This window comes from Ruegeria profundi, assembly GCF_049800715.1.
GTDB lineage: Bacteria > Pseudomonadota > Alphaproteobacteria > Rhodobacterales > Rhodobacteraceae > Ruegeria > Ruegeria profundi_A.
On the sequence record NZ_JBNAFO010000006.1, the window covers coordinates 240,841 to 267,090 of the forward strand.

25 protein-coding genes are annotated in these 26,250 nt (G+C 59.1%); 11 read left to right on the plus strand and 14 right to left on the minus strand.

Features of this window, described 5'->3' with window-relative positions; all coding sequences use genetic code 11:
* Positions 1-115: 115 nt before the first annotated feature.
* The 6 genes from ACP15L_RS12370 to ACP15L_RS12395 form a co-directional block, all read right to left on the minus strand.
* Positions 116-895 (minus strand): SDR family oxidoreductase, encoded by a 780-nt coding sequence (locus tag ACP15L_RS12370; RefSeq protein WP_425084380.1) that lies wholly within the window; start codon positions 893-895, stop codon positions 116-118.
* 20 nt (positions 896-915) lie between these two features.
* Positions 916-1,887, minus strand: a complete 972-nt coding sequence (locus tag ACP15L_RS12375; RefSeq protein ID WP_170462564.1) for a calcium/sodium antiporter — start codon at positions 1,885-1,887, stop codon at positions 916-918.
* Positions 1,884-2,054, minus strand: a complete 171-nt coding sequence (locus tag ACP15L_RS12380; RefSeq protein WP_209252128.1) for a hypothetical protein — start codon at positions 2,052-2,054, stop codon at positions 1,884-1,886. Before ACP15L_RS12380 ends, ACP15L_RS12375 begins: the two co-directional genes overlap by 4 nt.
* A gap of 1 nt (position 2,055) precedes the next feature.
* Complete coding sequence (locus tag ACP15L_RS12385; protein ID WP_425084381.1) at positions 2,056-2,853, minus strand: S49 family peptidase; 798 nt, start codon at positions 2,851-2,853, stop codon at positions 2,056-2,058.
* A 104-nt stretch (positions 2,854-2,957) separates the two neighbouring features.
* On the minus strand, positions 2,958-3,719 hold the full coding sequence (locus ACP15L_RS12390; RefSeq protein WP_170379180.1) for an ABC transporter permease: 762 nt from the start codon (positions 3,717-3,719) through the stop codon (positions 2,958-2,960).
* Positions 3,716-4,645, minus strand: a complete 930-nt coding sequence (locus ACP15L_RS12395) for an ABC transporter ATP-binding protein (protein ID WP_425084382.1) — start codon at positions 4,643-4,645, stop codon at positions 3,716-3,718. The genes ACP15L_RS12390 and ACP15L_RS12395 overlap by 4 nt, the downstream gene beginning before the upstream one ends.
* Before the next feature lie 126 nt (positions 4,646-4,771).
* Between ACP15L_RS12395 and ACP15L_RS12400 the strand changes: the two genes are divergently transcribed.
* Complete coding sequence (locus ACP15L_RS12400; protein ID WP_425084383.1) at positions 4,772-5,881, plus strand: CaiB/BaiF CoA transferase family protein; 1,110 nt, start codon at positions 4,772-4,774, stop codon at positions 5,879-5,881.
* A 56-nt stretch (positions 5,882-5,937) separates the two neighbouring features.
* Here ACP15L_RS12400 and hemE read toward each other — a convergent pair whose 3' ends face one another.
* Complete coding sequence (gene hemE, locus ACP15L_RS12405; protein ID WP_425084384.1) at positions 5,938-6,972, minus strand: uroporphyrinogen decarboxylase; 1,035 nt, start codon at positions 6,970-6,972, stop codon at positions 5,938-5,940.
* A 106-nt stretch (positions 6,973-7,078) separates the two neighbouring features.
* Between hemE and hemC the strand changes: the two genes are divergently transcribed.
* Positions 7,079-8,041, plus strand: coding sequence for a hydroxymethylbilane synthase (gene hemC / locus ACP15L_RS12410; protein ID WP_425084385.1), 963 nt, complete (start codon positions 7,079-7,081; stop codon positions 8,039-8,041).
* A 229-nt stretch (positions 8,042-8,270) separates the two neighbouring features.
* On the opposite strand, the gene ACP15L_RS12415 is transcribed toward hemC, so the two are convergent.
* From ACP15L_RS12415 to ACP15L_RS12440, 6 genes are read right to left on the minus strand one after another with little or no spacing between them, the layout of a single operon-like run.
* Positions 8,271-9,542, minus strand: coding sequence for an aspartate aminotransferase family protein (locus ACP15L_RS12415; protein WP_425084386.1), 1,272 nt, complete (start codon positions 9,540-9,542; stop codon positions 8,271-8,273).
* Positions 9,543-9,569: 27 nt separating this feature from the next.
* On the minus strand, positions 9,570-10,679 hold the full coding sequence (locus tag ACP15L_RS12420; protein ID WP_425084387.1) for a mandelate racemase/muconate lactonizing enzyme family protein: 1,110 nt from the start codon (positions 10,677-10,679) through the stop codon (positions 9,570-9,572).
* Positions 10,676-10,933: a cupin domain-containing protein gene (locus ACP15L_RS12425; RefSeq protein WP_425084417.1), complete on the minus strand. Its 258-nt coding sequence runs from the start codon at positions 10,931-10,933 to the stop codon at positions 10,676-10,678. Before ACP15L_RS12425 ends, ACP15L_RS12420 begins: the two co-directional genes overlap by 4 nt.
* Positions 10,934-10,956: 23 nt before the next feature.
* Positions 10,957-12,063 (minus strand): mandelate racemase/muconate lactonizing enzyme family protein, encoded by a 1,107-nt coding sequence (locus tag ACP15L_RS12430; RefSeq protein WP_425084388.1) that lies wholly within the window; start codon positions 12,061-12,063, stop codon positions 10,957-10,959.
* Positions 12,060-12,638, minus strand: coding sequence for a dimethylsulfonioproprionate lyase family protein (locus ACP15L_RS12435; RefSeq protein WP_425084389.1), 579 nt, complete (start codon positions 12,636-12,638; stop codon positions 12,060-12,062). Before ACP15L_RS12435 ends, ACP15L_RS12430 begins: the two co-directional genes overlap by 4 nt.
* Positions 12,635-13,717, minus strand: a complete 1,083-nt coding sequence (locus ACP15L_RS12440; RefSeq protein ID WP_425084390.1) for an alcohol dehydrogenase family protein — start codon at positions 13,715-13,717, stop codon at positions 12,635-12,637. The genes ACP15L_RS12435 and ACP15L_RS12440 overlap by 4 nt, the downstream gene beginning before the upstream one ends.
* A gap of 137 nt (positions 13,718-13,854) precedes the next feature.
* On the opposite strand from ACP15L_RS12440, the gene ACP15L_RS12445 reads away from it, so the two are divergent.
* The 9 genes from ACP15L_RS12445 to ACP15L_RS12485 all read left to right on the plus strand — a co-directional run bounded on the left by ACP15L_RS12445 (position 13,855) and on the right by ACP15L_RS12485 (position 25,258).
* Positions 13,855-14,742, plus strand: coding sequence for a MurR/RpiR family transcriptional regulator (locus ACP15L_RS12445; protein ID WP_170379200.1), 888 nt, complete (start codon positions 13,855-13,857; stop codon positions 14,740-14,742).
* A 146-nt stretch (positions 14,743-14,888) separates the two neighbouring features.
* Complete coding sequence (locus tag ACP15L_RS12450; RefSeq protein ID WP_425084391.1) at positions 14,889-15,587, plus strand: DUF4129 domain-containing protein; 699 nt, start codon at positions 14,889-14,891, stop codon at positions 15,585-15,587.
* The gene (locus ACP15L_RS12455) at positions 15,584-16,894 is read left to right on the plus strand and encodes a hypothetical protein (protein ID WP_425084392.1); all 1,311 of its coding nucleotides are present in this window, start codon (positions 15,584-15,586) and stop codon (positions 16,892-16,894) included. Before ACP15L_RS12450 ends, ACP15L_RS12455 begins: the two co-directional genes overlap by 4 nt.
* A complete protein-coding gene (locus ACP15L_RS12460) occupies positions 16,884-17,840 on the plus strand; it encodes an AAA family ATPase (RefSeq protein WP_425084393.1) in 957 nt (318 codons plus the stop codon). The genes ACP15L_RS12455 and ACP15L_RS12460 overlap by 11 nt, the downstream gene beginning before the upstream one ends.
* Before the next feature lie 23 nt (positions 17,841-17,863).
* Positions 17,864-19,120, plus strand: a complete 1,257-nt coding sequence (locus ACP15L_RS12465; RefSeq protein WP_425084394.1) for a DUF58 domain-containing protein — start codon at positions 17,864-17,866, stop codon at positions 19,118-19,120.
* On the plus strand, positions 19,120-20,115 hold the full coding sequence (locus ACP15L_RS12470) for a stage II sporulation protein M (RefSeq protein WP_425084395.1): 996 nt from the start codon (positions 19,120-19,122) through the stop codon (positions 20,113-20,115). The genes ACP15L_RS12465 and ACP15L_RS12470 overlap by 1 nt, the downstream gene beginning before the upstream one ends.
* Entirely contained in the window at positions 20,112-21,005 is an 894-nt protein-coding gene (locus ACP15L_RS12475; RefSeq protein ID WP_425084396.1) for an RDD family protein, read from the plus strand. Before ACP15L_RS12470 ends, ACP15L_RS12475 begins: the two co-directional genes overlap by 4 nt.
* Positions 21,006-21,122: 117 nt before the next feature.
* The gene (locus ACP15L_RS12480; protein WP_425084397.1) at positions 21,123-21,926 is read left to right on the plus strand and encodes a hypothetical protein; all 804 of its coding nucleotides are present in this window, start codon (positions 21,123-21,125) and stop codon (positions 21,924-21,926) included.
* A gap of 146 nt (positions 21,927-22,072) precedes the next feature.
* Positions 22,073-25,258, plus strand: coding sequence for an ATP-binding protein (locus ACP15L_RS12485; RefSeq protein ID WP_425084398.1), 3,186 nt, complete (start codon positions 22,073-22,075; stop codon positions 25,256-25,258).
* Between the two features lie 426 nt (positions 25,259-25,684).
* Here ACP15L_RS12485 and ACP15L_RS12490 read toward each other — a convergent pair whose 3' ends face one another.
* Entirely contained in the window at positions 25,685-26,248 is a 564-nt protein-coding gene (locus tag ACP15L_RS12490; protein ID WP_425084399.1) for a disulfide bond formation protein B, read from the minus strand.
* Positions 26,249-26,250 lie beyond the last annotated feature (2 nt).

The following is a 26,250-nucleotide window of genomic DNA, read 5'->3' on the forward strand; positions in this document are numbered from 1 at the left end:
GATTGTTTTTTATCGATATTTTTTTACACGCTTAGCAAGTGTATGAAAAATAAGACGTTTTTGTAACGGCTAAGTAACGCCAATGAGAGCGGTGCAAAACTTGCAGCGGATTTACTTATTCTACGCCCAGCACATCCGGCGTTTGCCATCCCAAATGCTGCCCACCATCCACGCACAAAAGCTGCCCAGTGACAGCATGCGCGTCCAGAAAATAGCCCAATGCTGCGGTGATATCTGACGGGTTCGAGCCCCGCTCCAGCACTGTGTTGGCGCGCTGGGTTTTGAAGTGCTGTTCGCTCTGACGATGTCCCTGCATGGTCGGTCCGGGACCAATGGCGTTGACGCGGATTGCGGGTGTCAGCGCTTGGGCAGCCGTGCGCGTCAGCGCCCATAGGCCCATCTTGGCGATGGTGTAGCTCATGAATTCAGGCGTCAGTTTCCGCACCCGCATATCAACCATGTTGACGATCAAGCCGGAGGCCTGCGGCTCTCCCTGCGCATCCGTCTCAGGTTGCAAGCCCTGTTCGGCCATGGCCTGAGTCAGAACAAAGGGCGCGCGCAGGTTGCTGTCGAGGTGCCGGTCCCAGCTTTTGCGCGTGGCCGTGTGGATATTGTCATACTCAAAGACCGACGCGTTATTGACCAGACAAGTGATCGGCCCGCCCAGAGCCTCAGCCGCGCGAGGCAGCAGGGCGGCCACCTGCGCCTCATCTAGAAGATCGGCCTGTAGCGCCACAGCTTTGCGGCCCAGCGCCTGAACTTCTGCAACCGTCTCAGCCGCGGGCTGTTCCGAGGTCGCATAGTGTACGGCGACATCATACCCGCGCCCTGCCATATAAAGTGCCATGGCTCGGCCCAAGCGGATGCCGGCTCCGGTTACTAGCGCTCGGGACATGGATACCTCTTTCCGTCAGATCACATCAGCAATGTGGTGACATAAAGCGCATAAAGGAAAGTCAACACCAGACCCCAAATCCGGGAAATATCCTGTTTGAAGAACACAAACGGGATCAGCAGAAGCGATGCGCCCAGCATGACCCACAGGTCGAATTCAAGAAATTCCGGGTCGACCGGGATGTTGCCGAACCACGTGGCAATGCCGACGATGGCCAGCAGGTTGAACATGTTCGAGCCGATCACGTTGCCAAGCGCCACATCCGCCTGACGCCGAAGCGCCGCCATAACGGTCGTCGCCAATTCGGGCAGAGACGTTCCGACAGCCACAAGTGTCAAACCGATCACCGTTTCGGTGATCCCGTACATCAGGGCGATTTCGGTGGCGTTTTCGACCAATAGATGCGCGCCCATGGGTAGACCGATCAGGCCAAGGACCACGTAGATTGAGATCTTCCAATAAGGCATGTTCGGATCGGCCTCTTCCAGACCGTCCAGTTCTTCGTCGTCGGCGCATGCCCCGGCTGCATCAGCGCAGGCTTTGCGATGCGCCTTGGCTTCGCGAAACGCGTTCCACAACACCAGCCCAAGGGCGGCCAGCAGAATGGCACCGCTGATCAGATTGAACACGCCGCAGAAGGCCAGGCCGATGAAAAGAACGCTCGCCAACAGCATGAAGACGTAGTTCTTGCGGCTATCGCATTCGCTGGTGTGCAGCGTTGCCAACAAGGCAGGCAAGCCCAGAACCAAAAGGATATTCGCGGTGTTGGAGCCGACGACGTTACCCAATGCGATGCCCGGTGCGTTCTCCTTCACCGCGCTGATCGCAATCAGCAACTCTGGTGCCGAAGTGCCAAAGGCAACGATCGTCAGGCTGACGATCAGGGCGGGCACGCCCAGCCGCAGGCTTAGGTTGACCGCACCGCGCACCAGCGCATCACCTGCCAGCAGCAAGATCACCAATCCGAGGCCGGAGAGCAGCCATGCCGTCATGTCCGGCCTCCTTTTTCACAGGCGCAGGGGCCTTTGCCGATCCTGAACCGACCGCAACGCGGACATTTGGCAGAACTCAACCGATTTTGCCCCGGAAAGCGCAGCTTGCCGAACATCGCCAAAACACCCATGGCGACCAGAAACAGAGTGACGATCTTGATGATCACGTTACAGACCGAAACGCGCGAAGGCCGCCCGCTCCTCTAGCCCCGCTACGGCGTCCTGCGCCAGCGCGGTACCGAAACGTGACCATATTGGTTTACGCACGCCGTAACGGCGGAACTTCACCTTGTCGCCGAAACGCTCCTGCATCTTGGGTTTCAGATGGGCGATGCCTTCGATCAGGCCCAGCTCCTGCGCGCGGCGCGCCAGCCAGATTTCGCCTGTGAACAGATCAGCATCCGCGTCCAGCTTGTCCCCACGACGGGTTTTGACATGGGTGATGAAATTCTCGTGGATGTCTTCCAAAAGGCGTTCCAGCCGCGCGACATCCTCTTCCTTTTCCGGGCGGAACGGGTCGAGCATGGATTTCGATTTCCCGGCCGTATGAACGCGCCGCTCAAAACCCTGTTTCACCAGAAACTCATGTGCGCCAAACCCGGCCGAGATCACACCGATCGACCCAAGAACCGAGCTGTCATCGGCCCAGATCTCATCCGCTGCCGCCGCCAGCCAATACCCGCCCGAGGCCGCAACGTCTTCGACAAAGGCCACGACTGGTATCTTAAGCTCTTCCGACAGCCGCCGGATACGCGCGCCGATCAGAGAGCTTTGCACAGGCGACCCGCCGGGCGAGTTGACCTCGAGCGCGACGGCCGCAGGCTTGCCTTTGCGAAAGGCCTTTTCCAGCACAGGTGCCAGCGAGGTATCATTCAACGCGCCACGCCCGGCCATACCGATGGCACCGGACAGGCGAACGACGGCCACAACGGGCGGTTTTTTGATAAAAGGCAGGCTGAGTTTCATGGGTGCCGATGTAGAGTGCCCCCATCGGCTAAACAAGGGACTCGCCGAATGCAAAACGCGGCGTTAGACAATTTCCTCACACCGATGGGCAAAAATGCAACGCACTAGCTGCGGATGCGCCAGCCTGTTTTGAAGATCCACCAGATGATCGCAAGACACAGTCCGGTGAAGGCCACGATGGCCAAAAGGCTGAACACGATCGGTACATCTGCCAGCCCATAAAACGACCAGCGGAAGCCTGAAATCAGATAGACCACAGGGTTGAACAAAGTGATCGTCTGCCACAGCGGTGGCAGCATCGAGATCGAATAGAACGTGCCCCCCAGAAAGATCAGCGGCGTGACAACAAGCTGCGGCACCAGCGACATCTGCTCAAAATTGCTGGCCCATATCCCGATTATGAACCCCAAAAGCGAAAAGCTGAGGCAGGACAGCACCAGAAACGCGGCCATCGCCAGCGGATGCTCGATCCGGATGTCGACGAAGAATGTCGCGGTCGCAAGGATCACCAGACCCACGAACAGCGCCTTGGTGGCGGCCGCGCCTACATAACCTATGACAATCTCGATGAAATTGACCGGGGCTGAGAGTAACTCATAGATCGTGCCCAGAAACTTTGGAAAATAGATCCCGAACGACGCGTTCGAGATCGCCAGCATGACCACCGACAACATGATCAGCCCGGGCACGATGAATGCCCCATATGAGACGCCCTCAACCTCTTGAATCCGGCTGCCGATGGCCGTGCCAAAGACCACGAAATACAGCGAGGTCGACAAGACCGGCGACAGAAAGCTCTGAGCCAGAGTGCGGAAAAAGCGGGCCATCTCAAACCGGTAGATGGCGGCAATGGCGGTCCAGTTCATGCGGCCTCTCCCGATACCAGATTCACGAAGATCTCTTCCAGACTGGATTGTCGGGTCTGCACATCCCGCAGGACTAGCCCCGATTGGGCCACGTCATTCAGCAGCGTTGTGATCCCGGTCCGATCCGCATTGGTGTCATAGGTATAGATCAGCGCATCGCCATTTCCGTTCAAAACCAGATTATGCGCGGCCAAACCGTCCGGGATTGTCGAGATGGGCTCGGTCAGCATGACCTCAATCTGTTTCTTACCCATCTGCGCCATCAAGGTTTTCTTGTCCTGCACCAGCAGCAGCTCACCTTTGTCGATGACACCCACACGGTCAGCGATGGCTTCGGCTTCTTCGATGTAATGCGTTGTCAAAATGATGGTGACGCCCGCCTGCTTCAGCTCGGCGACAATCTCCCACATGTCCTTGCGCAGCTCGACATCGACACCGGCGGTTGGCTCATCCAGAAACAGAATGCGCGGTTCATGGGCTAAGGCCTTGGCGATCAGAACCCGGCGCTTCATGCCCCCGGAAAGTTCCTTGATCGCGTTCTTGCGTTTGTCCCAAAGCGACAGTTTGCGCAGGATCTCTTCGATCCGCGCGCTGTCATTGCCATAGCCAAACAACCCGCGGGAAAAACGGACTGTGTTATAGACCTTCTCGAACGGCTCCAGCGCAATCTCTTGCGGCACCAGCCCGATCATTTTGCGGGCGGCGCGAAACTCGGCCTGGATATCGTGCCCACCGACCGAGACACTGCCCGAGGTCGGCGTGGTAATCCCGCAAATGGTCGAGATCAGCGTCGTCTTCCCCGCCCCGTTCGGCCCGAGCAGAGCAAGGATTTCACCTTCCTCAATGTCCAGCGACACGCCTTTCAGCGCCTCAAACTCGTCCGCATAGGATTTGCGCAAATCCTTAATCGACAAAATGGTGGTCATGCCTGTTTCCCCGTTCTGGCAGAGACCCTATCGTTTCGCCTCCCGGTGGAACAGGCCAATTTCGCACAGAGCTCTGCGCAGAATTGCTGTAGGGTCCGGGGAACGCTGCACATACCGGAGAGATCCATGCTGAACGGAATACGCATTATCGAGCTCGAAGGCCTGGGCCCCGGCCCTTTCGCCGCCATGTTGCTGGCTGATCTCGGCGCGGATGTGATCACCATCCACCGCAAGGGCGGCGGCGTGACACCCGGCATGCCGGAACGCTCGGTGCTTGACCGGGGCAAACGGTCCATTGCGCTTGATCTCAAGGATGCAACCGACCTGAGCACCGCCAAGGAACTCATCACCACCGCCGACGCGCTGATCGAAGGCTTCCGCCCCGGCGTGATGGAGAAACTGGGACTGGGTCCCGACATCTGCCATGCGCTGAACCCCAAACTGGTCTACGGCCGCATGACCGGCTGGGGACAGGACAGCCCTTTGTCCAAAACCGCCGGGCATGACCTGAACTACATCGCCCTTTCAGGCGCTCTCTGGTACGCGGCGCAACCTGAAACACACCCACAAACCCCTGCAACCCTCGTCGGCGACATTGGCGGCGGGGCGATGTATCTGGTCACAGGCCTCCTTGCCGGTTTGCTCAACGCCCAGCGCACCGGTCAGGGCACCGTCGTCGATGCGGCTATCTACGATGGTTCGGCGCATATGATGAACCTGTTGATGAGCATGCGCCAAACCGGCAACCTGTCAGAAACGCGCGGCCAAAGCCTGCTTGACGGTCCACATTGGAGCCGCACCTACCGCTGCGCCGATGATGGCTTTGTGACGGTCCAGTGCCTTGAGCCAAAATTCTATGCCGAATTCCTGAACATTCTGGGCCTGTCACAAAACCCCGACTTGCAGGAGCAATTCAACTCCAAACTCTGGCCGGACCAAACGAAGAAACTGACAGACCTGTTCCTGAGCAAACCCCGAGACCACTGGGCCGCGCTGTTTCACGAAACCAATGCCTGCGTCGCCCCAGTCCTTGATCCGGTCGAGGCACAAAACCACCCCATGAACACCGCCCGCCAAACTTGGCAAACCGTGGATGGCACCATGCAAGCCGCCGCAGCGCCCCGTTTCTCGACCATGCACTGGAGCGCCAAACACAGCCCGGCCCGAGGCGAACACACCCAAGACATTCTGGACGAACTCTCCGACCAGAACCGATCCGCCCCTTCATCTGGCTAAAAATATCCCGGTGGATGAATTGACCAAAAGCCAAGAAGAGGGCTGGCCCCCTTCTTTTACCGCCCACGCACCGTGTCGATCATCAACTGCACGTTCTCAGGATCTGCATCCGGCGTAATCCCATGGCCGAGGTTGAAGATATGCGGTCCTTTGGCGAACGCCTCAACAATCCGCCGCGTCTCATCCACCAGCGCCTGACCGCCCGTGACCATATGGGACGAGGCCAAGTTCCCCTGCACACAACCGTCCACCTGCACATACGCCGCCGCCCAGTCAGGCGCGACCGAGTTGTCCAGCGCCACACAATCCACGCCGGTTGCCTTGGCGAACCCGATATAGCCTTTGCCCGCCTCGCGCGGAAAACCGATGACCGGAATACCGGGATGACGCACCTTGATGGCCTGCGTGATCACACGGCACGGCTCAACCGCGTATTTCTGGAAGGCGTCGCCTTTCAACGACCCGGCCCAGCTGTCAAAGATCTTGACCACCTCGGCCCCGGCGTCGATCTGAGCCGACAGATACTCGATCGTCGCCAGTGTAATCCGCTCCAACAGAGCCTCAAACAGGGCGTTATTCTCCTCGCGCAGCGCATGCGCAGGACCCTGATCAGGCGTACCACGCCCTGCGATCATATAGGTCGCGACAGTCCACGGCGCACCTGCGAATCCGATCAAGGTGGTCTCGGACGGCAGTTCCTTCGACAGGATACGCACAGTTTCATAGACCGGGGACAGGGTCTCATGAATGTCCTCAACCGGCTTCAACACGTCAAAGTCGGATTGCTGCGTGATCGTCGAAAGGCGCGGGCCTTCGCCTGTCACAAACCACAAGTCCGCACCCAGCGCTTGAGGAACCAGAAGGATGTCAGCAAACAGGATCGCGGCGTCAAACCCATAGCGGCGAATGGGCTGCAACGTGACCTCGGCCGCCAGTTCAGGATTGTAGCACAGCGACAGGAAATCCCCGGCTTGCGCGCGTGTTGCGCGATATTCCGGCAGATACCGCCCGGCCTGACGCATCATCCAGATCGGCGGAATGTCCTGAACCTCTCCGGCCAGTGCCCGCAGCAATTTCTTCGTCTCAGCCATCATCGCCCTCAATCTTGCGTTTCGTCCACGGGTCGGCGCTCAGTGGCAATTTGTCAAGCACTGCCCCCATTGTCAGGGCAATGTGACGCGACTAAAGCTGGTGTCCATGACACTGACTCTGCCCACCCCCGCATCGCCGCTGAAAATTGGCACCCGAGGCTCTCCGCTGGCATTAGCGCAAGCTTATGAGACCCGCCAGAGGCTACGCAATGCATTTGGGCTAAGCGATGAAGCTTTTGAGATCGTGGTGATCAAAACCACCGGCGACAATCGTGCCATGATCGATGCGGATCGCCCATTGAAAGAGATCGGCAACAAAGGCCTCTTCACCAAAGAGATCGAAGAGGCGATGCTGCGCGGCGATATCGACATAGCCGTCCATTCGACCAAGGATATGCCGGTTGAACAGCCCGCTGGGCTGGTGCTGGATACGTTTCTGCCGCGCGAGGATGTCCGCGATGCGTTCATTTCCCCGCAATTCACCTCGATCCACGACCTGCCTGAAGGCGCCGTTGTCGGCACCTCGTCCCTTCGGCGTCGGGCGCAGTTGCTGAACCGCCGCCCAGACCTGAATGTGGTCGAATTTCGCGGCAACGTTCAGACCCGCCTGAAGAAACTGGCGGACGGCGTGGCCGATTGCACCTTTCTGGCCATGGCCGGCATCCGTAGACTGGGGATGGAGGACGTCCCTGCCACCGCGATTTCGACCGACGATATGCTGCCCGCCATCGCACAAGGCGCGATTGGCATTGAACGCCGCGAAACAGACAGCCGGGCCGCCGAACTGCTTGAAGCGATTCATCACGCTGAAACCGGTCGACGTCTGACAGCGGAGCGTGCGCTACTGGCCGGGTTGGACGGGTCTTGCGAGACCCCGATCGCCGGGCTTTGCGAAATCGAGAACGGCCAAATGCGGCTGCGGGGCGAAGTTCTGCGCCCCGACGGATCCAAGGCTATTGCGGAAAACACTATGGGTGCAATTGAAGACGCCACCGAGATGGGCCGGGAAATGGCCGACACTCTGCTGCGTCAGGCAGGCCCCGGTTTCTTCGATTGGAAAAAATCCTAAATAATTTTAGCCAAAGTGAACTTGTTCACTGTGGCATTCCGAAAAGACAGGCATTAATAGGCCATACCGGTTGCAAGACTGGATAGCCTCGAAAGTATCGAAAGTTTTCAGATTGTTGGTGTTTTGACAAGTATTCGAGGGGGCGAGGCTACGCCCAGACTGCAATAGGTGAACGGGCCGCTGTCAATTTCGACAGCGGCCCGTTTTCTATTGTGCAGCACCCTTTTGATCAGCCCAGCGCCGCAACGGCCCGTTTCACCGCTTCGCGCGTTTGCTCCAGATCGTCCTCGGTCACCGCCAGAGACGGGTAGAGTTTGCCCGGAGATTTGAAAATCCCATTCTCCCGAAGGACATCGTTGTAGAGCGTGTTCCGTTTGGGGTCGTCATGCCGCGCGCTGCGGTAGTCGCGGCAGGGTGTTTCGGTGAAATAGACGTCAAACAGCGTTTCATCGCCGCAGATCTGATGGGGAATGCCCGCTTTGGTCAGCTCATCCACCTGCATCTGCTGCAAGGCCGCGCCTGTTGCGCGCAGCTGCTCATATGTCCCCTCGCGCCGCAGAATCTCCATCGTTTTCAACCCGGCGACCGAGGCCACAGGGTTACCTGACAGAGTGCCCAGCTGCATCAGCCATCCGGCCTCACCCACCTGCGATTTGTCGAAATGCTTCATGATCTCAGCGCTTGCGCCCAGCGCAGCCAGAGGAAAACCGCCGCCGGTGATTTTACCCAGCGTGCAGATATCGGGCGTCACAGCATACCGTTCCTGCGCCCCGCCATAGGCCAGACGGAATCCGGTGACGATCTCATCAAAGATCAGCAGCACATTGTATTTGTCGCAAAGCGCGCGCAGACCCTGCAGATATCCCGGCATCGGAGGAATGATACGCTGCAAAGGCTCGGCCATGATCGCGGCGATATCGTCATGTTCGTTCAGTAGGGTCTCGACGGCCTCAAGGTCATTGAAAGGCGCGATCAGCATCTGTTCGGCGACGCCTGAAGGAATACCAGCACTGTCAGGCACGGCTTGCGGGAAATTCACCTCGCGACTGGGGGCGAGGCTCATCTGCGCCTCGGCGCTCATGCCGTGATAGCCGCCTTCGAATTTCAGAATCTTGTCCCGCCCGGTATAAGCGCGCGCTAGACGGATCGCGTACATATCCGCCTCACCGCCCGAGGCGACAAAGCGCACCTGTTCACAGCAGGGCACAGCGTCGATGATCGCCTCGGCTAGTTCGACACCTTTGCTGTTATTGGCAAAGAATGTCATGCCCTTGGGCAGTTGCTCCAGAACGGCCTCAAGCACTTCGGGGTGACCATGACCCAAAAGCATCGGGCCGGAGCCGATCAGGTAGTCGATATATTCGTTCCCATCCTCATCCCAGACGCGGCTGCCTTCGCCGCGTGAGATCATGATGCCGGGGTCGAAATTGCCGAAGCCACCCGCCGGCAGAGCCGCCTTGGCGCGGTCGATCCATTCGGATTGAGTGTTGATCTTGAGCATATCACGCGATCTCCATCGTCAAGAAAATCAGAGTCTGTAAACGGCCGCTGGGGCGCCCAGAGCGTCTTCGTCGGGATGCACACCAAGGCCGGGCGTGTCGGGCAGATGCAGATGGCCGTCCACGTTGCGCGGGCCGCGCCCGCCTGCGATGTCGACGGTGATCATGTCCTGACAGGCCCAGACGGCGTGGCAATTGTCATCTGGGATGGTGGCGGCCAGATGCAGCGCCTCGGTATCGGCCAGCACGGACCCTCCGGTCGCCATGACGAACATGTCGATCTCATGGGCCAGCGCGATGTCCCGCATCCGCGCGGCCTTGGTCAGCCCACCGACCCGGTTCAGCTTGATCCCGAATATCTCGGCCAGACCATCCCGCGCAATCCGGGCGGCGTCCTGCAAGGTGACAAGCGACTCGTCCACCGAGACGGGTGACGCATGTTTCGCCGATATCGCCGCGATGTCGTCCAGCGTCTCGCCCGGCTGCTCGAACATCACGTTTAGGTCCTCACAGGCGCCCATGACCCTCAGGGCCTGTTGTCGGGTCCAGCCTCGATTAACGTCATAGAGGACAATCTCACCCGGTCGGCGGAGGCTTTCCACATCCCGAATGCGGGCGATGTCTCTCTCCACATCGCCACCGATCTTGACCGAATGCGCGATGTAACCCCGGCTACGATAGCGTTCGATGACTTCGCGGGTTTCTTCAAGAGTTTTTGCCCCGACGGATGAAGCAATCGGGCGCGGCGTGCGGGAACCTCCGCCCATCAGATCAGCAATCGGCAGCCCCGCCGCCTGCCCGGCGATATCCCAACACGCCATATCAATCGGGCTTTTGGCATATAGGTGACCGGGCAATGCGAGGTCCATCGCGCGCTCGACCTCCAGCACCTTGCGGGGATCAAGACCCAGAATGAACGGAGCCATGGTTTCGATCCCGGCCCGGATACCCGGCCCATGTGCCGGCACATAGGTGTGGCCCCAGGGCGTGCCTTCACCCCACCCCGTCAGACCCGCATCCGTTTCAACCTTCACAATCGTTGCGTCGAGATTTTCAAACTTCAGCCGCCCACCAGACAGCCAGTAGGGATGCTCCAGCGGCAGATCGACCTGAAAGACCGTTAGTCGAGTGATCTTCATTTCAGTTCCACTTCGACAAAGGACATGGGTTGGTCCCCCGCGTTGATCACATTGTGCTCGAGCCCTTGGTCCCGGCGGTAGGATGTTCCGGCAGGCACTGTCACCTCATTGACCGTTCCATCAGGCAATTCCAAACGCATGTGGCAATCGGTGACGGCGGTGATCACATAGTCCATCGCATGGCGGTGCCAGCCGGTTTCGGCACCGGGGGCAAAGTCAAACCGAGTCACCCGTACGCGCGCGTCGTCAATCATCTGAGTTGCTTTGGCTTGGTCTCTCACAGGCGGAACTCCTCTACCGGTGCACCGAGGCTTTCGAAATCCGGCGCGACCCCCAACCCAGGCGTATCCGAGGCATAAAGCTTGCCATTCCGCGACTCCGGGCCGCCAATTCCGGTCGACCGGGTGTTGTAGTTCATCAGGTCAGTCGTGTTCTGAAGATACTCGGGCGGAGTCGATGCCGCAAAATGCGCCACGACCGCGCTTGTGATCTCACCGCCCCATGTGTCTTCGCTGACCACGGGAATGCGGTTCTCGACCAAATAGTCCCGCACCCGCCGCGCCTTGCTGAGCCCGCCGAGGTTCGAGATTTTCAGACAGCAGATCTCGGCCCCACGATCCGCGACAATGCGTTGCGCCATTTGGATACCATTCACGCATTCGTCCAGCTTCATCGGCTGTTCGGCGACACGGCGGACCTGCTGACATTCTTCATAGGTGCGGCAGGGCTGTTCGAGGATGAAATCCAGATCCCGCGTCGCGCGCGCCACCCGGATGGCATTGTCGACCCGCCAGCCCTGATTGGCATCCGCCATCGCCTTTTCACCCGGTTGCAACAAAGGAACCGTGCTCCGGATACGGTCAATATCGGCGGCCCAGTCACCCCCGACCTTGATCTGGAATTGCCGGTAGCCTTGATCGCGATAGGCATTCATCTCGGCCACCGTCTCATCTACCGCCTTTTGCGGCGCGACCCGGTACATAGGCGCGCCATCCGTCAGCTTTCCACCCAGTAGCATCCAGACTGGCTGATCACAGGCCTGCCCGAGGATATCCCAGCACGCCGCATCGAACGGAGCCTTCGCGTAGCCATGCCCCTGCACCAGATGGTCCATCAACTGCTCGATCCGGCCAACCTGACGCGGGTCTTCTCCCAGCAAGTGCGGCGCGACCAGCCGCGCCAGCGCCACAACGCCTTCAGAATGCGCGACCATGTAGTTCTCGCCGCAGGGTGTGAACTCACCACAGCCTTGCAAGCCTGCATCCGTGTCGATGACCACGACCGAGGCCGTGGCCGTCTCGATGGCATTCCCCGCGCCCCAGACATAGGTGCCGCCGACATAGGGCAACCCGGTCTGAAACACGCGGATCCGGGTAATCTTCATGCTGCGTCCATTCTGGGCAGATCGCCCATCCCTTCGCCACGCCAAAGCACGAAGGTCAGGATCGGCTGATCCGTCGTGGTCATCGCATGACTTTGCCAGCTTTCATGGCTGCGCGTCTGACCCTCGGCAACAAACGCCTCCTCCCCATCGACCTTGAACATAGCACCCCCAGCCAGCGTCAGGTAAAGCTCCTCCGCCTGATGGCTGTGCCAGTCATAAGCAAGACCCGGCCCCCAATAGCCGACATAACCGCGCAGCTGGGTTGAATGAAAATGGCCGGTCGGGCCGAACAATTCGTAGTAGCCATAGCGACTTAGAAACTCGGCACCGACCTCCTCTTCCGTGTAGGTGTGTTTCCACTGGGCCAAATAGGCGGTCGCCTTGATCGCCTCGACCAAAGCCTGCGTCCCGGCACTTCCTGAGAGGGTCAGTTCGCGCACCTGATCCGCAGCAGGGATATGGTTCGGTTCAAGTTCTACCGCCGAAAGGTCCGATGGCCATTCTCCAAAGGCGGACAGATCGGGGTGCGTTTGATGCACCAACTGCGCGGCCCGCAGCACATCATCCAAGGTCATGGGATCACCACGATATTGCCGGTGTGTTGCTTTGCGATGAACGCAGCTTGCGCGTCCCGAAGCTCCTCAAGCGGATAGGTGGCCGCCAGGGCCGGTTTGATCTCACCCGCTTCAATGTATTTCACAAGGTTCTGCATGACCTGCGGGTCAATCACAGTAGAACCTGTGAAGGTCAGATCGCGCAGGTAGAACGTGCGCAGGTCAAACTCGACCATCGGGCCAGCAATGGCACCCGAACAGGTATAGCGCCCGCCTCGTTCCAGAATGTCGATCAGCTTCGCCCAATAGGGACCGCCGACCACGTCGGCCACAACGGTGATCTTCTCATCGCCCAGCGCAGCACGCAGGTTGTCCGGCGCGCGCGGAAGGATCATGTCTGGACCCAGAGCGGCAACATCGGCGTGTTTCGCCTCGGACGCCAACGCGATCACCCGCGCGCCACGCCGCTTGGCCAGTTGCACAAGCGCGCCACCAACGCCACCCGAGGCCCCCGGCACCAGAACCGTGTCCTTGTCCGTGACATTTGCTCGGGTCAACATGCCCTCGGCGGTGGAATAGGAACACGAGAAGGTCGCCAGTTCGGCATCCGACAGGTTCGATGTGATCGGTACCGCGTTGACGGCCAGCGTCGTTGCGTATTCAGCAAAACCGCCATCCCGTTCGGACCCATAGTAGCCCGTTTTGTCCATGTTGCTGGGATCATCCGGATCGCGCAGCCAGCCATCGGTGATCACCCTTTGGCCAATCCGCGCAGCATCCACACCCGCACCGACGGCAACGATTTCACCGCAGATATCGGCACCCTGAATGCGAGGAAAGGTAATCGGCGCGCCGCCCCAGGTCGGGTCATCCTCGCCCACCTCTTCAAACGCACCGCCCGTGGTCGCATCTGTGACGGTCTTGGAGTACCAGCCCGAGCGTGTGTTCACATCCGTGTTGTTCAGCCCGCAAGCGGCAACCTTGATCAACACCTCACCAGCAGCGGGCTCCGGGCGGGGCCAGTTTTCATGCAGCACCATCTGCTCCAACCCGCCGTGACCCATGGTCACCATCGCCTTCATTGTTTCAGGCAAACTCATCCAGTAGTCTCCTCAAATGCGCCGCAGGTCGGCAGAGGTGTTTCGGGGGTCACATACCGGCGTTTTCGATCATCTTGGTGCGCCCAGTGTGCGAATCTGCTCGACAGGCTAATTTCACATGTGTACCACGGTCAATAATGAATGACACAAATGTATCATCAATCGTTCTCGACCGTCTGGCCGAGGAATGGGAGGCCCTGACACCTGAGGCCCAAAAGGCCGCGCGCTATGTGTTGGAGAACCCCACCGATGTCGGTGTCTCGACCGTGCGCGAAATTGCCGAAGCCGCCAACGTCAAACCAAACACCTTTGTCCGCATGGCGCGGCAAGTCGGCTTTGAAGGCTATGAGGATTTTCGTGCCCCGTTCCGGCAGGCGATCCGACAAGGATCGGTCTCATTTCCTGACCGCGCCCGTTGGCTTCAGGACATCGGTAAGTCCGGTGAGCTGGGAGGGCTCTATGCTGACATGATCGGCGCAGCGATCCGCAATATCGAAGAGACCTTTGCCAGGATCGACGCCAAACAACTGCAGGCCGCTGCCGAGGATATCTGGAACTGCCGCCAGATCTTTACGCTGGGCGTCGGGGTGAACAACTCAAATGCCCGCAACTTCACCTATCTCGCCTCGACCGGCATGAAGCAGTTTCACGCCATTCCCCGTTCCGGCTCGACCCCGGTGGACGATCTGGCTTGGGCGGATGAACAGGACGTGCTCATTGCGATTACCTGCCACCCCTATCGGACCGAAGTGATCGAGGCGATCAAGCTGGCGCGCCAGCAAGGTATGACGGTCGTTGGCATCTCGGATAGCCCGGCCAGCCCGGTGATCCTGAACGCGCAGCACGGGTTTGTTCTGTCTGCGGACACGCCGCAATTCTTCCCCTCGTCAGTCTCAACCATTGCTTTGCTTGAGACGCTTTTGTCCTTCGTGATCGCCGTTTCCAGTGATGAGATCGTCGATCGGGTCGCGCGGTTCCACCAGCGCAGGCATGAGCTTGGTCTCTATGCGGAAGAGCCCGAATAGTCACACCCGACCTCGCTCTACAAACCTGTCATGAAATCGCCACATGGGCGCGACAAACACGGGTCGCGTGCCCGCCTCGGTCAATCGATGCGCGAAGCGCATTCTGCCGATTGCATGCATGACGAGAGTGAACTAACGATAGCCCAATGCGTTTATTGACGGCCTTGTTTACATCGTTTCTTTTCTGCGCTCCCACATTGGCGACAGCGCAAGAGAAAGCTCTTTCCCCGGCCGAGCTTAGCCCCTCGGGGGAGGACTATCTAAATGCCGTTCAGTATCGCGGGATCGACACGGATGTGGAGTATTTTGACCCAACCCAACCGGCGCCCCCGCTGGACACCAAATTCTCACCCACACCTCACGAAGAGTCTCAGACCGTCTCGCTTGATACCAACTGGACGATGGGGATCGTCTCGGCGTTGGTTCTGGCCCTATTGGCGTGGATCCTGTATCTCAGCGTGGGCCGAACATCGGTCTCTTTCCGGTCTGGGGCAGGCAACGCAAAGCGCGACGGAAAGCCGTCAGTGGACGCGCCTGAGCCGGATGAGGAATTGCCAGATCTGGACGCCATTCTGAGGCAGGAGGATCGCAACCAGGCCGTCGTCGGGCTGGCGCAACTGGTCCTGACCCGTTGCCTCAGCGCCAATGAGGTTCTTTTCAAGCGCAGCTGGACCCATCGCGAGGCGCTGCGCAGCCTGCCGCAGAGCCTCTGGTACATCCCCGACTTGCGCGCGCTGGTGCTGGAAAGTGAACGGGTGCATTTCGGCCACCGCTCCATCAGCGACCCCGACTTCAACGCGCTGCTGGCACGCATCCACCCCATCCTGCGCGAGGTCCGTTCATGAGCGATACGGCCAATATTGCAGCAACCGAGCGGGTCCGGGTCGACTGGATCATCTTTGGCATCATCGGCGCGCTGTGCATCGGCATATTCCTTTATGTGATGGCCGGTCGACAATATGCGCTGCGCGACTCCTCGACTGGGTTCGACGGGCTAGAGCTGTGGCTGCGCGATCAAGGCCACACCGCGCAAACCTTTACCGGAGGCTGGCCGCTGGACCGCAGCACCATCGGCCTTTTGATCCAGCCCATCTATGACACTCAGCCGGGCAAAGATCGGGCGCGCGCGCAGACCAAAGACGAACTGCTACTGCAACCGGATGAGTTCGATCAGACTCTGGACGTGATCCGCGACAAGGCGCAGTCCACCCCCAGCCTTGTGATCTTGCCTAAATGGCGCTCGGGCCTGAGGCTGACGGGGTTGGGGCACCCTATTCTGTTGTCCCCCGAAGAAGGGATCGAGGCGGTTCTGCATGGGATCGTTGGTTCGAATGTCGGCACAATCCGCTCGGCCCGAGTTCCGTTCACTGATTTTGACGTGGCCTCTGACGATGCGCTGACCGCCCGCCTCTACGCGGCGCAGGTCTTTGACGGGCAAGGCTGCGAGCCGCGAGTTGGCCGTCGGGGCGCTATGGTTCTGGGCCTTTGCCCGCTGCCCGGCGACGGTGAACAGCAGAACGTCCATGTTCTGTCCGACCCGGATTTGATGAACAACCATGGGCTGGTTCTGGGCGACAATGCCCGGATAGCGGCAAGGGTGCTGCCCGAGATCGCGGGCGAGAAGCGAATCATCATCGACTATAGCGACCGCAACTGGCTGACCGACCCGCAACAGCATGTCGCGCGCGAACGCACCTGGGACGACTTGAAACGCCTGTTCGAACCGCCCTTCCTGACCCTGTGGATCGGCGCAGGTCTTCTACTGGCCCTCGCGGTCTGGCGCGGTGGCGTGCGCAGCGGGCCGGTTGCGGATCTGTCGCTGGGTCTCGGGTCAGGCAAACGAACTGCCAATCGGGTCCGTGCGCGGCTGATGCGGATGACCGATCAGGACGGGGCACTGCTGTCGGATTTCATCGACACCCGCCTGCGCGCCCGCGCGGCATCGGTGTTCGGTACCTCGCACGCCCTGCGCGGCACGCCTGAGGACGCGTACCTCAACTATATTCGTACCCGAAAACCGGACCTGACTGCAAAACTGGAAGATCTGATCGCATCTATCCGCGCCCTGCCCCCGCATCTGGGCCCGGAACATGCCATTCCCTATGTGGACCAATTTGAGTTGATACTGGAGCAACTTGCCGATGACGCTTGATGAATTGTTTTCCCATGCCGAAAGCCTCAGGGCGGAAATCGGCAAAGTTGTGCAAGGCCAGGAAGAGTCGGTTGACCTGCTGCTGACAGCACTGTTTGCGCGAGGTCACGTGCTGCTTGAGGGGCCTCCGGGCACGGCCAAGACGCTTCTGGCGCGCAGCTTTGCAGGGGCACTGAACCTTGAGTTCGGGCGCATTCAGTTCACACCAGACCTGATGCCCGGCGATGTTCTGGGCACCTCGATCTACAATTTCCAGACCAGCGAGTTTGTTCTGACCAAGGGCCCCGTCTTCAGCCAGATTCTGCTGGCGGATGAGATCAACCGCGCACCGCCCAAGACCCAGGCCGCCTTGCTGCAGGCGATGAACGAACGCATGGTGACCATCGACGGCACCGACCATTCGCTAGGGTCCGAGTTCATCGTTGTCGCCACCCAAAACCCGATTGAACAACAAGGCACCTACCCGCTGCCCGAGGCGCAGTTGGACCGTTTCCTATTCAAGGCAAACCTCAGCTTCCCGCCCGAAGACGTGGAACTGTCGATCCTTCGTCAGCACGCCAATGCACCGCTGGATCCCATAGGCGCAACGCAAACAGTGCGCCCTCTGCTGGATGCCCCGACGATGGCAGCGGCCCGGCAGTTGATTGATGAGATCGTGCTGGATGACGACATTCTGGCCTATATCCTGCGTCTGGTGCGTGCGACACGTGAAAGCACGGATATCGCCTTTGGCGCCTCGACCCGTGCTGCGGATGCCATCGCTGGGGCGACCCGTGCAACGGCAGCCTTGAACGGGCGCGATTTTGCCATTCCTGATGACGTCAAAACCCTGATCATCCACGCGCTGCAACACCGCATCGTTCTGTCCCCCGCCGCCGAAATCGAAGGGCGCGGGCCACAGCAGGTGTTGGAGAACATCGTCAACCAGATCGAGGCCCCCCGCTGATCCGTCCCTCGCGCATATTGCTGGTGGCCGCCTGCGTGGCGCTTGGCCTGTCGCTGGTCGCCGTTGTGATGGGCGATGCAACCCGCGCCGTGGCCGGGGTGCCGTGGGTGGTTCTGTGCGCGCTGGCCATAGGTGACCTGCTGCTGTCCTGGCCACGCCGCCGTTCGGTCTCGGTCGAGCCGCCAGGCGATATCTTCGTGGGCGAACAGCATGAGATCGCGTTGACCGTCACCCCAGCAACCTCGGGCATGACCGGGCAGGTACACTGGCCGGAAGGCATCGAAGGACCGGCCCAGTTCGATCTGTCCAGCGGTCAGGTACGCATTCCGTTTCGCGCCATTCGCCGGGGAACATGGCAGCCCACGCACCTATGGCTCAGTTGGACTTCCCGGTTCAAACTGTTCGAATTCGTCCCGAAAATCGCCTTTGGCCTTGAGATAGCGGTCGTACCCAACATCCGTCGGGTGCAATCGGGTGAAATTTCGACGACGGTCCAATCACGCCTGTTCGGCGTAAAGGAAAACCGCGCCATCGGTGAGGGCACCGAGTTTCACCAGTTACGGGATTTCGTGCCCGGCATGGATGCGAACTCAATCGACTGGAAGCGGTCGGCGCGGCATCGGTCTTTGGTCGCCAAAGAGGTCCGGGCCGAGCGCAACCACCATGTCATCATCGCCTTGGACAACGGCTATCAGATGCGCGAGGAGATCGCGGGCCTGCCCAAGATCGACCATGCCATCACCGCCGCACTTGCCACCGCCTGGGCCGCAGCCATCGGAGGGGATCTGGTCGGGCTCTATGCCTATGACGCCAAGCCGCGCATGTTTCTGCCCCCCGAACCGGGCCGCGCAGCGTTCACCCGATTGCGCAGCCGCACGGCCGAACTGCAATATGAAAGCGTCGAGACCAACCACACCCTCGCCGTGACCGAGCTGAACGGGCGCACCCCGAAACGCAGCCTGATCATCGTGTTTTCGGATTTCGTCGACACCACCTCGGCAGAGTTGATGGTCGAGAACATCAACGCGCTGGCCAAGCGGCACCTGATCGTTTTCGTCACCCTGCGTGATCCGATCCTCGAAGCGCAGGTCAACACGGCCCCGCAGGACATGAACGACGTGGCCGAGACCGTTTCGACCGGGCAGCTTCTGCGTGAACGTCGCCTTGTACTGGAACGACTGCAACAGATCGGGGTGACCGTGATTGACGCCGAACCGGGCGAGATCACGGCGCGGCTGATCTCGACCTATCTGGAAATCAAAGCGCGAGAGATGATCTGATGTCTAATGCTGATCTGATCCGCTCGGCCCGGTTCCGGCAGGAACGCGAAGGCGACTGGCGCCGTTTGTCCGATCTCGTCGACAAGGCCGAAGGTCAGGGCCTGCACCGCATGAGCTTTCAAGAGGCGCGCGATCTGGCAGACCTCTATCGGCAGGCAACAACATCGCTGTCCATCGCGCGCGAAATCTCATTGGACCGTGGGCTGCTGGAATATCTCGAGGCGCTGACAAGCCGCGCCTATCTGAGTGTCTACGCCCCGCAACAACGGCTGGGCGGGATCATCCGCAAGTTCCTGACCAGCGGTGGGCCACAAGCGATGCGGTCCTCCTGGCGCGTCACCCTTCTGGGGTTTCTGTGCATGGCGGTGGGTGCCATCGCCGGGTATTTCTTCTACTTCGACAATCCCGAATGGTTCTTTGTCTTCATGCCCACCGAACTGGCCGGAGGGCGCGGACCAGATGCCAGTACGGACTATCTGCGCTCGGCCATCTACGGAGAGGAAGACGGGTCCGGGCTGGGGGCTTTTGCCACCTATCTGTTCTCGCACAACACACGCATCGCGATCTTTGTGTTTGGGCTAGGGGCATTCCTCTGCGCGCCGACGGTTCTTTTGCTGTTCTATAACGGCTTGATTTTGGGCGTTTTTTACGCACTACACATTGATCGGGGCTTGGGCTGGGACCTGTTTGGCTGGCTGTCGATCCACGGCGTGACCGAGCTGTCGGCGATCTGCATCGCAGGCGCGGGCGGGTTGAAACTGGGCCTCGCCGCGCTGTTCCCCGGCCAGCTCACACGCCGCGCGGCATTGCGGGCCGCCGGGCATGATGCCGTCAAACTTGCACTGATCGCCGCGATGATGCTGGTGGTTGCCGCGCTGCTGGAAGGCTTCGGCCGGCAGTTGGTACAGGACCGCACCACGCGCATCGCCATCGGCTGGGGGATCGGCGCGCTGTGGCTGCTGTGGTTCTGCATGGGCGGAAGGAAGCGGTCATGACCCAACCCAAGCTCGACCGCCTGCTGCCCCCCGAAGGTGTGCCGCTCTATTTCCGGGTTGCGGGTGTGGGCGTGCGTATGGCCGCCCAATTCGCTGATATCTTGATCACCGGGGTGGGTGCAATAGCCCTCTTCTTGCTTTTGCTGGCCATCGACGTTGTCCCGCCCGAGGCGCTGGTGGCCGTTGCTGCGATGCTGTTCTTCGTCATCCGCATCCCCTACTACGCTGCGTCCGAGCTGGTGTGGAACGGCCAGACCATCGGTAAGCGCATGATGAAGATCAAGGTTGTCTCGGCCGATGGTCAAGCGCTGACAACGCAATCCCTCGTCGTTCGTAACCTGATGAAAGAGGCCGAGATTTTTCTGCCCGGCACTCTGGTTCTGACCTTGAATGCCGAGGCTCTGATCCCGTCGCTGATCTCGCTCGCCTGGGTGCTGGGCGTAGTAGCGGTACCGGTGTTCAACAAACGTAGCCAACGGCTGGGGGACATTATCGCAGGCACCTATGTGATCCACCTTCCTAAGCCGATCCTGCTGCCGGATATGTCCAAGGCGATCAAACCCGCCACCGCCACCCAGCCCCGGTTCCAGTTTCTGACCCATCAGCTTGAACATTACGGCGCGTTCGAGTTGCAGACCCTCGAAGGGTTTCTACGCGGCGCAGCACGCTCGACCGGGCCCGAGGCACACAAACGGAAAAAGGAAACCATGGCCGCTATTGTCGAGCAGGTCCGGCGCAAGATCGGCTATGCCGATGCGGTACGACCAGAAGACCAGCTTGCCTTTCTCGAGGCCTTCTACAAAGCACAACGCGCCTTTCTGGAACAGCGCCAGTTGTTTGGCGACAAACGCGCCGACAAATTCCACGCCGAGGCAGACAAACAAGGCTAACCACGCCTGTTGCAGATTTACCAAAGCGAGAAGCAGAAAAACGAAACTCGTCTTGAGGATGAACCCGTTCTCAAGGCTCTATCAGAGACAGAACATTAGAATGGTTTGGAACAAAAAATGACAGATACAGCCAATCCCGAATACCCCGAGGCTCACATGCCCCTAGGCGTCGGAGCCATTGTCGGCGAGACGTTTTCTATCTTTTTCAAAAAGCTCCACCTTGTGCTTCTGCTGGGATTCATTCCTGCGCTGATCGAAGTCATTGTGAACAATTACACGGTGGCGCAGTCTTTCGACGATATTGGCACCGCGAGTTTCGACAATACCGCCTTCTATTCTGGCGTGATCGTGTCGGCTCTGATCACATTGCTCGCATATGCCGTCACCACGGCTGTGATCATACAGTTCGCCTATGACGCAAAATTGGGGCGTGCGGCGCGTATTGGCAGCTATTTCTCGGCGGCTGTCGTCAACCTGCCCGCCATTGCAGTTCTGTCGATCGCAACGACGATTTTGTATTTTATCGGCCTTGTTTTTCTGGTCGTGCCGGGTATCTGGATCTACGCCGTGTTTTCCGTAATCGTACCGGCCATTGTGATCGACAGGGCCGGGTTCGGCGCGATGGGACGCAGCGCGACTCTGACCAAGAACTACCGTTGGCCCATCATCGGCGCGCTGATCCTGATGGGTCTATGTATTGTGCTGGTCGTCATGGTAATCACATTCATTTTCGCAGCTGCGTTCGGGTTCTCCGGAATTGCTGATCCAACGGCATCTTTGGGTCCTTGGGCCTTCTTCGAGGCCGCACTCAACGCGATTGCCTATGGTTGGCTCAGCATCACCATTGCTCTGATCTTTGCCCGCCTAAAAGAGATCAAAGAAGGCGTCAGCGTCTCGGATCTGGTAGACGTGTTCAAGTAAGTCCACGCCCCGCAGTCTGGTCACAAGGCTGCGGGCATCCGCGCGTCTCTGCGTGACATTTTCGCGTACATTTCACAGGCCAATCACACCAACATGTCCGCAACGGCTGGCGGCGCGTGCTTTGCTGCTGTATCACTCCGGTGGTAATGCAGGACGGCGGGGTCATATCTTCACAACAACAGGGCGATCTGGGGCAGCGGCGCCAGGTCTCGGTCCTGTTTGCGGATATGGTTGGCTATACGTCGATCGTCTCGAAACTGGACGAAGAACAAGCGTTGGAGTTTGTGCGTCTGGTCTACGACACCCTCTCGGGTGCGGTATCTCAGCATGGCGGCACGGTCCGCGACTTTGCCGGGGACAGCATCATGGCGCTGTTCGGCATCCCTGACGCGCTAGAGGACCCGGCCGAACGGGCCTGCCGCGCCGCCGACGCCATTCATCACGCTTTCCATGCTTCCGCCCAAAAGATCGAGGCCCGCTTTGGTGTGCGCCCTCAGATGCGGGTCGGCATCAGTTCCGGCACGGTTCTGATGGCCGCCGTACAGGGTGCGGACGGGCCTGCAACAGCGGTGGGAAGCACGGTCAACATGGCCTCGCGCATCGAAAACCTGGCACCCTCGGGTGGTACGCTGATCTGCGACAAGACCCGCAGCCTTGTCGAATGGGTGACTGAGCTGCGCTTTGATGGGGAACATCAGCTCAAAGGTCTCGCTGCCCCTCAGAAATTGTGGCAACTACAATCCGTACGGGCCGATGCCTCGCGATTTGATGCCTCAGTCGCGCGTGGTCTCAGTACCTATGTGGGGCGCGACAGCGAACTGACTCAATTGGCCGATGCGCTGGCTCAGGCGCGCAACGGCGTTTCGGTGGTGGATCTGGTGGCGGAACCAGGCTTGGGCAAAACCCGGCTTGTGTTCGAATTCCTAAACCGCCTGCCCCGCGGTCAGATTGACGTCCTGACTGGCTATTGTTTTGCGGATCGGCAGCAGGTTCCCTTCCTACCAATCATCGAGATTGTCCGAACCGGTTTCCGCATCAAGGATCAGGACAACCCAACCCGCATCGCCTACAAGATCGAAACCGGCCTGAAGGCTTGGGAGTGCTTTTCTCAACAGAACCTGGGCCTTCTAATGAACCTGCTTGGCCTGACACCACCGCCGGACGCATTGGACGGGCTTGACGGCGTTCTCATTGGCCTGCGCACCCGTGAATTACTGCCTGAACTGCTAAAGGCGCGATGCGCCAAACAACCCGTGATCCTGTTCATCGAAGACAGCCACTGGATCGACAGCGCCTCGGAAGAGTTGCTGCAGGGCATTGTCAACCGGTCGGACCTGACTAACCTGTTGCTGATCCAGACGCACCGCCCGGAATACACACCTGCGTGGCGCGACGACGACAGGGTTCGGACCATCGCACTGAAACCGCTGGTGACCGAGGATTTCGCCAACCTGGCGCGCAACCGGCTGGGCGTAACCACTTTGCCTGTGGGGCTGGACAGGCAACTGGCCGAACGTGCCGGTGGCAATCCGCTGTTTGGCGAAGAAATCCTAACCTATCTGCTGGAACAAGGCAGTCTGCGGGTCGACGCTGCCGAAGCGCATCTGGATATCGACATGGCGCAGGCCGATCTGCCGGCCAGCATGTTGAACCTGCTGACCGCCCGCGTTGATCGTCTGTCGACCGAAGATCGAGACCTGCTGCAAGCCGCCGCCGTCATTGGGCGACGGTTTGATCCGGGTCTGCTCTCACAACTGGCCAAAGACCCTGCTGAAACCGGTGACGCCCTGCAGCGGCTTCAGGCTCAGGACGTCTTGTATCGCGACGAAAACTCCTCAGACTACGTGTTCAAGCATGTCCTACTGCGCGATGCCGTGTATCAAAGCCTTGTGGCCACCCGCCGCGCGGGCCTGCATCTTGAAGTGGCCGAGTGTCTGGTTCTGCGCAACGCAAACCGCCTGCAGGAAGTGGCCGAAATGCTGGCCTACCATTACAGCCAGACAGACCAAACCGACAAGGCGTTTCGGTATACGGCGATGGCCGGGGACAAGTCTCTGGGCGTCTATTCGCTGGACGAGGCCAATAATTACTACACGGCAGCCTACGCCCTCTATGAAAGCGATCCAGACTGCGCCTCAAAGTCCGAATTCGCTGAGTTTCTGGCCAGCTTTGCGCTGTGTTCGAACATCTCTCTCAGGGTCAAAACGATCATTGACCTTGCCGGGTCCGTGCGCCCCATCCTTGAACAGGTGGGCGACAGCTCTCATCACGCGCTGTTCCTGCACCATTATGTGTCCTGCCTTGTCTGCAACGGCAAATACCGCGAAGCCCACTGGGTTCAACAGGATCTGACCGCCATGGCCGAACGCCTTGGCGATCCGGCCTCACGGGCCTATGCAATGGTGAATGAGCTTTCGGTGTCGATCTATTTCTCCCCGATTTCTAACGCCGAGTTCGAAGCAAAGGCGCGCATGATCGAGGCCGAACTGGAAAAGATCGACGACGCCTATATCCAGAACTTCTACCTCGCCACCATCGGTTGGAACGAACTGACGCGCGGACGGGTCGCCCGCGCACACGCCACCGCAGACAAGATGATAGCACTGGGCAAAAAGACCAACGACCCAAGGGCTTTGGGCTATGGCACGGCGATGAAAGCCCTGATCGCCATGGTCGCCGATGACCACGAAAAGGCGCTGGCCATCGCGGAAGAGGCGCACAAGGCTTCAAAAGTCGAGTTCGAACGCGCCATCGCCGAGGCCGCCCGCGTATCCGCCATGGTGCCTACGGAAACACCCGGCGCGATCGAGATCATTGAGGCCCATATCGCCAATTGCAATGAACACGGCTGGACCCTGTTCACCATGGGCCCGGCAACGATGCTTGGGGTTGCCTATGCCCTGAAGGGACGCATTGCAGACGGGCTACGGCAGATCGAACGAGCTGTTCAAAAGCGCACGGACGAAGGCACTAAAGTGTCGGCCGATTGGGCGCGTCTGTTCCTATGCGAAATGTATCTTGCCATCCTGACCGGTGAGGGCGGAGCGTCGGCTGGCGTCTTTCTCCGGAACTTCCGCTCAATCCTTTGGGTGCTGTTCTTTGGCGAAAAGAAACTGGTTGCTATGCTGGACGAGGTCCGCAGCAACCCTCAATTCGACGACAAAGGACACTACATCGCCCGCTGCGACATGATCCTTGGGTTGCTCTACAAAGCCCGCAAGAAAAAGCAATTGGCCGTGCAACACCTGAGCAAAGCCCGCGTCATCGTTGAGACTGCGGGCCAATCTCCGATGCTGTCCCGTATCGACACCGCTCTGGCCGAGTTGGCGTAGCAATCTATTCGAAAGGCGCCAGAATTTGAGGTAATGGCGGAGACGAAGGCAGTATCACCAAGCCTGCAAATTCCAGTTAAGTATTTAATAAATTTCTATTTATTGAGAAAAGGCACCATCATACATGCCACACTAAGTTCGATATCGACCAAGGCGTAGCACAGGGTGTCATGTTACTGAACCTTGGTTAAACACTATAGCAGAGACGCACGTGGATTGCAGCAAATGACTACTTTGAGGCCAAAGCGGTCACCTGCCTTAACCGTGACCATTTAGTTGGCTACTAGTCTTCAATTCGTTCTTTGTAATTGCTTGCGATCAGAATAAAGCGAGAGATCGCCTCTGAATTTCTTCTTTGATTTTGGGCGGCGAAATACCAGAAAACTACGCATAAGCTCTCTCCTCGACCTAAGTTTCACCTGCTTTCTAAAGCTTGTCTAAAAACTTGTAATCTGTTGGCGGATCGTCGCAAATACCCGGTCCACACTCCAGTAGGGCTGAGCTTGCGTTGGCAGTTGCCAAAACTAAGATCAAAATGAACGCGGTTTTGGCCAACTTGCTTCCACCGAACCGTTCCGATGCCCTAACGTCCGCGGCTAGATCATATTGCTTTTCAAAGACAAGCATCACCGCAGTCCCGAGTATGATCAATCCAAAGGCTATGCCGGCCCAAGTGTAAAAATGCAGACCAAGAACCGGAGACCCATAGTGCCCGGTGCCGGGCACTATGTGCAGTAGGATTTGGCGGATCGAAACGCTGATACCAAATATTGCTGCCACAAGGACGATTCCGTAGTTCCTTGCACGCGTGCCCCACAAGAGATTTAGCCCGAGCCCAAACCCCACGGCCACGAAACCGACACGCTGCAATAGACATAACGGACAGGGTAGTTCGTAGAGCACAAGCTGAAAATAGAATGCAAGAACCAACACGAGGCAGACAGCCAGGGCACCAAGCGCGTTCATATTTCGGGCAAATTCAGGTGACATGG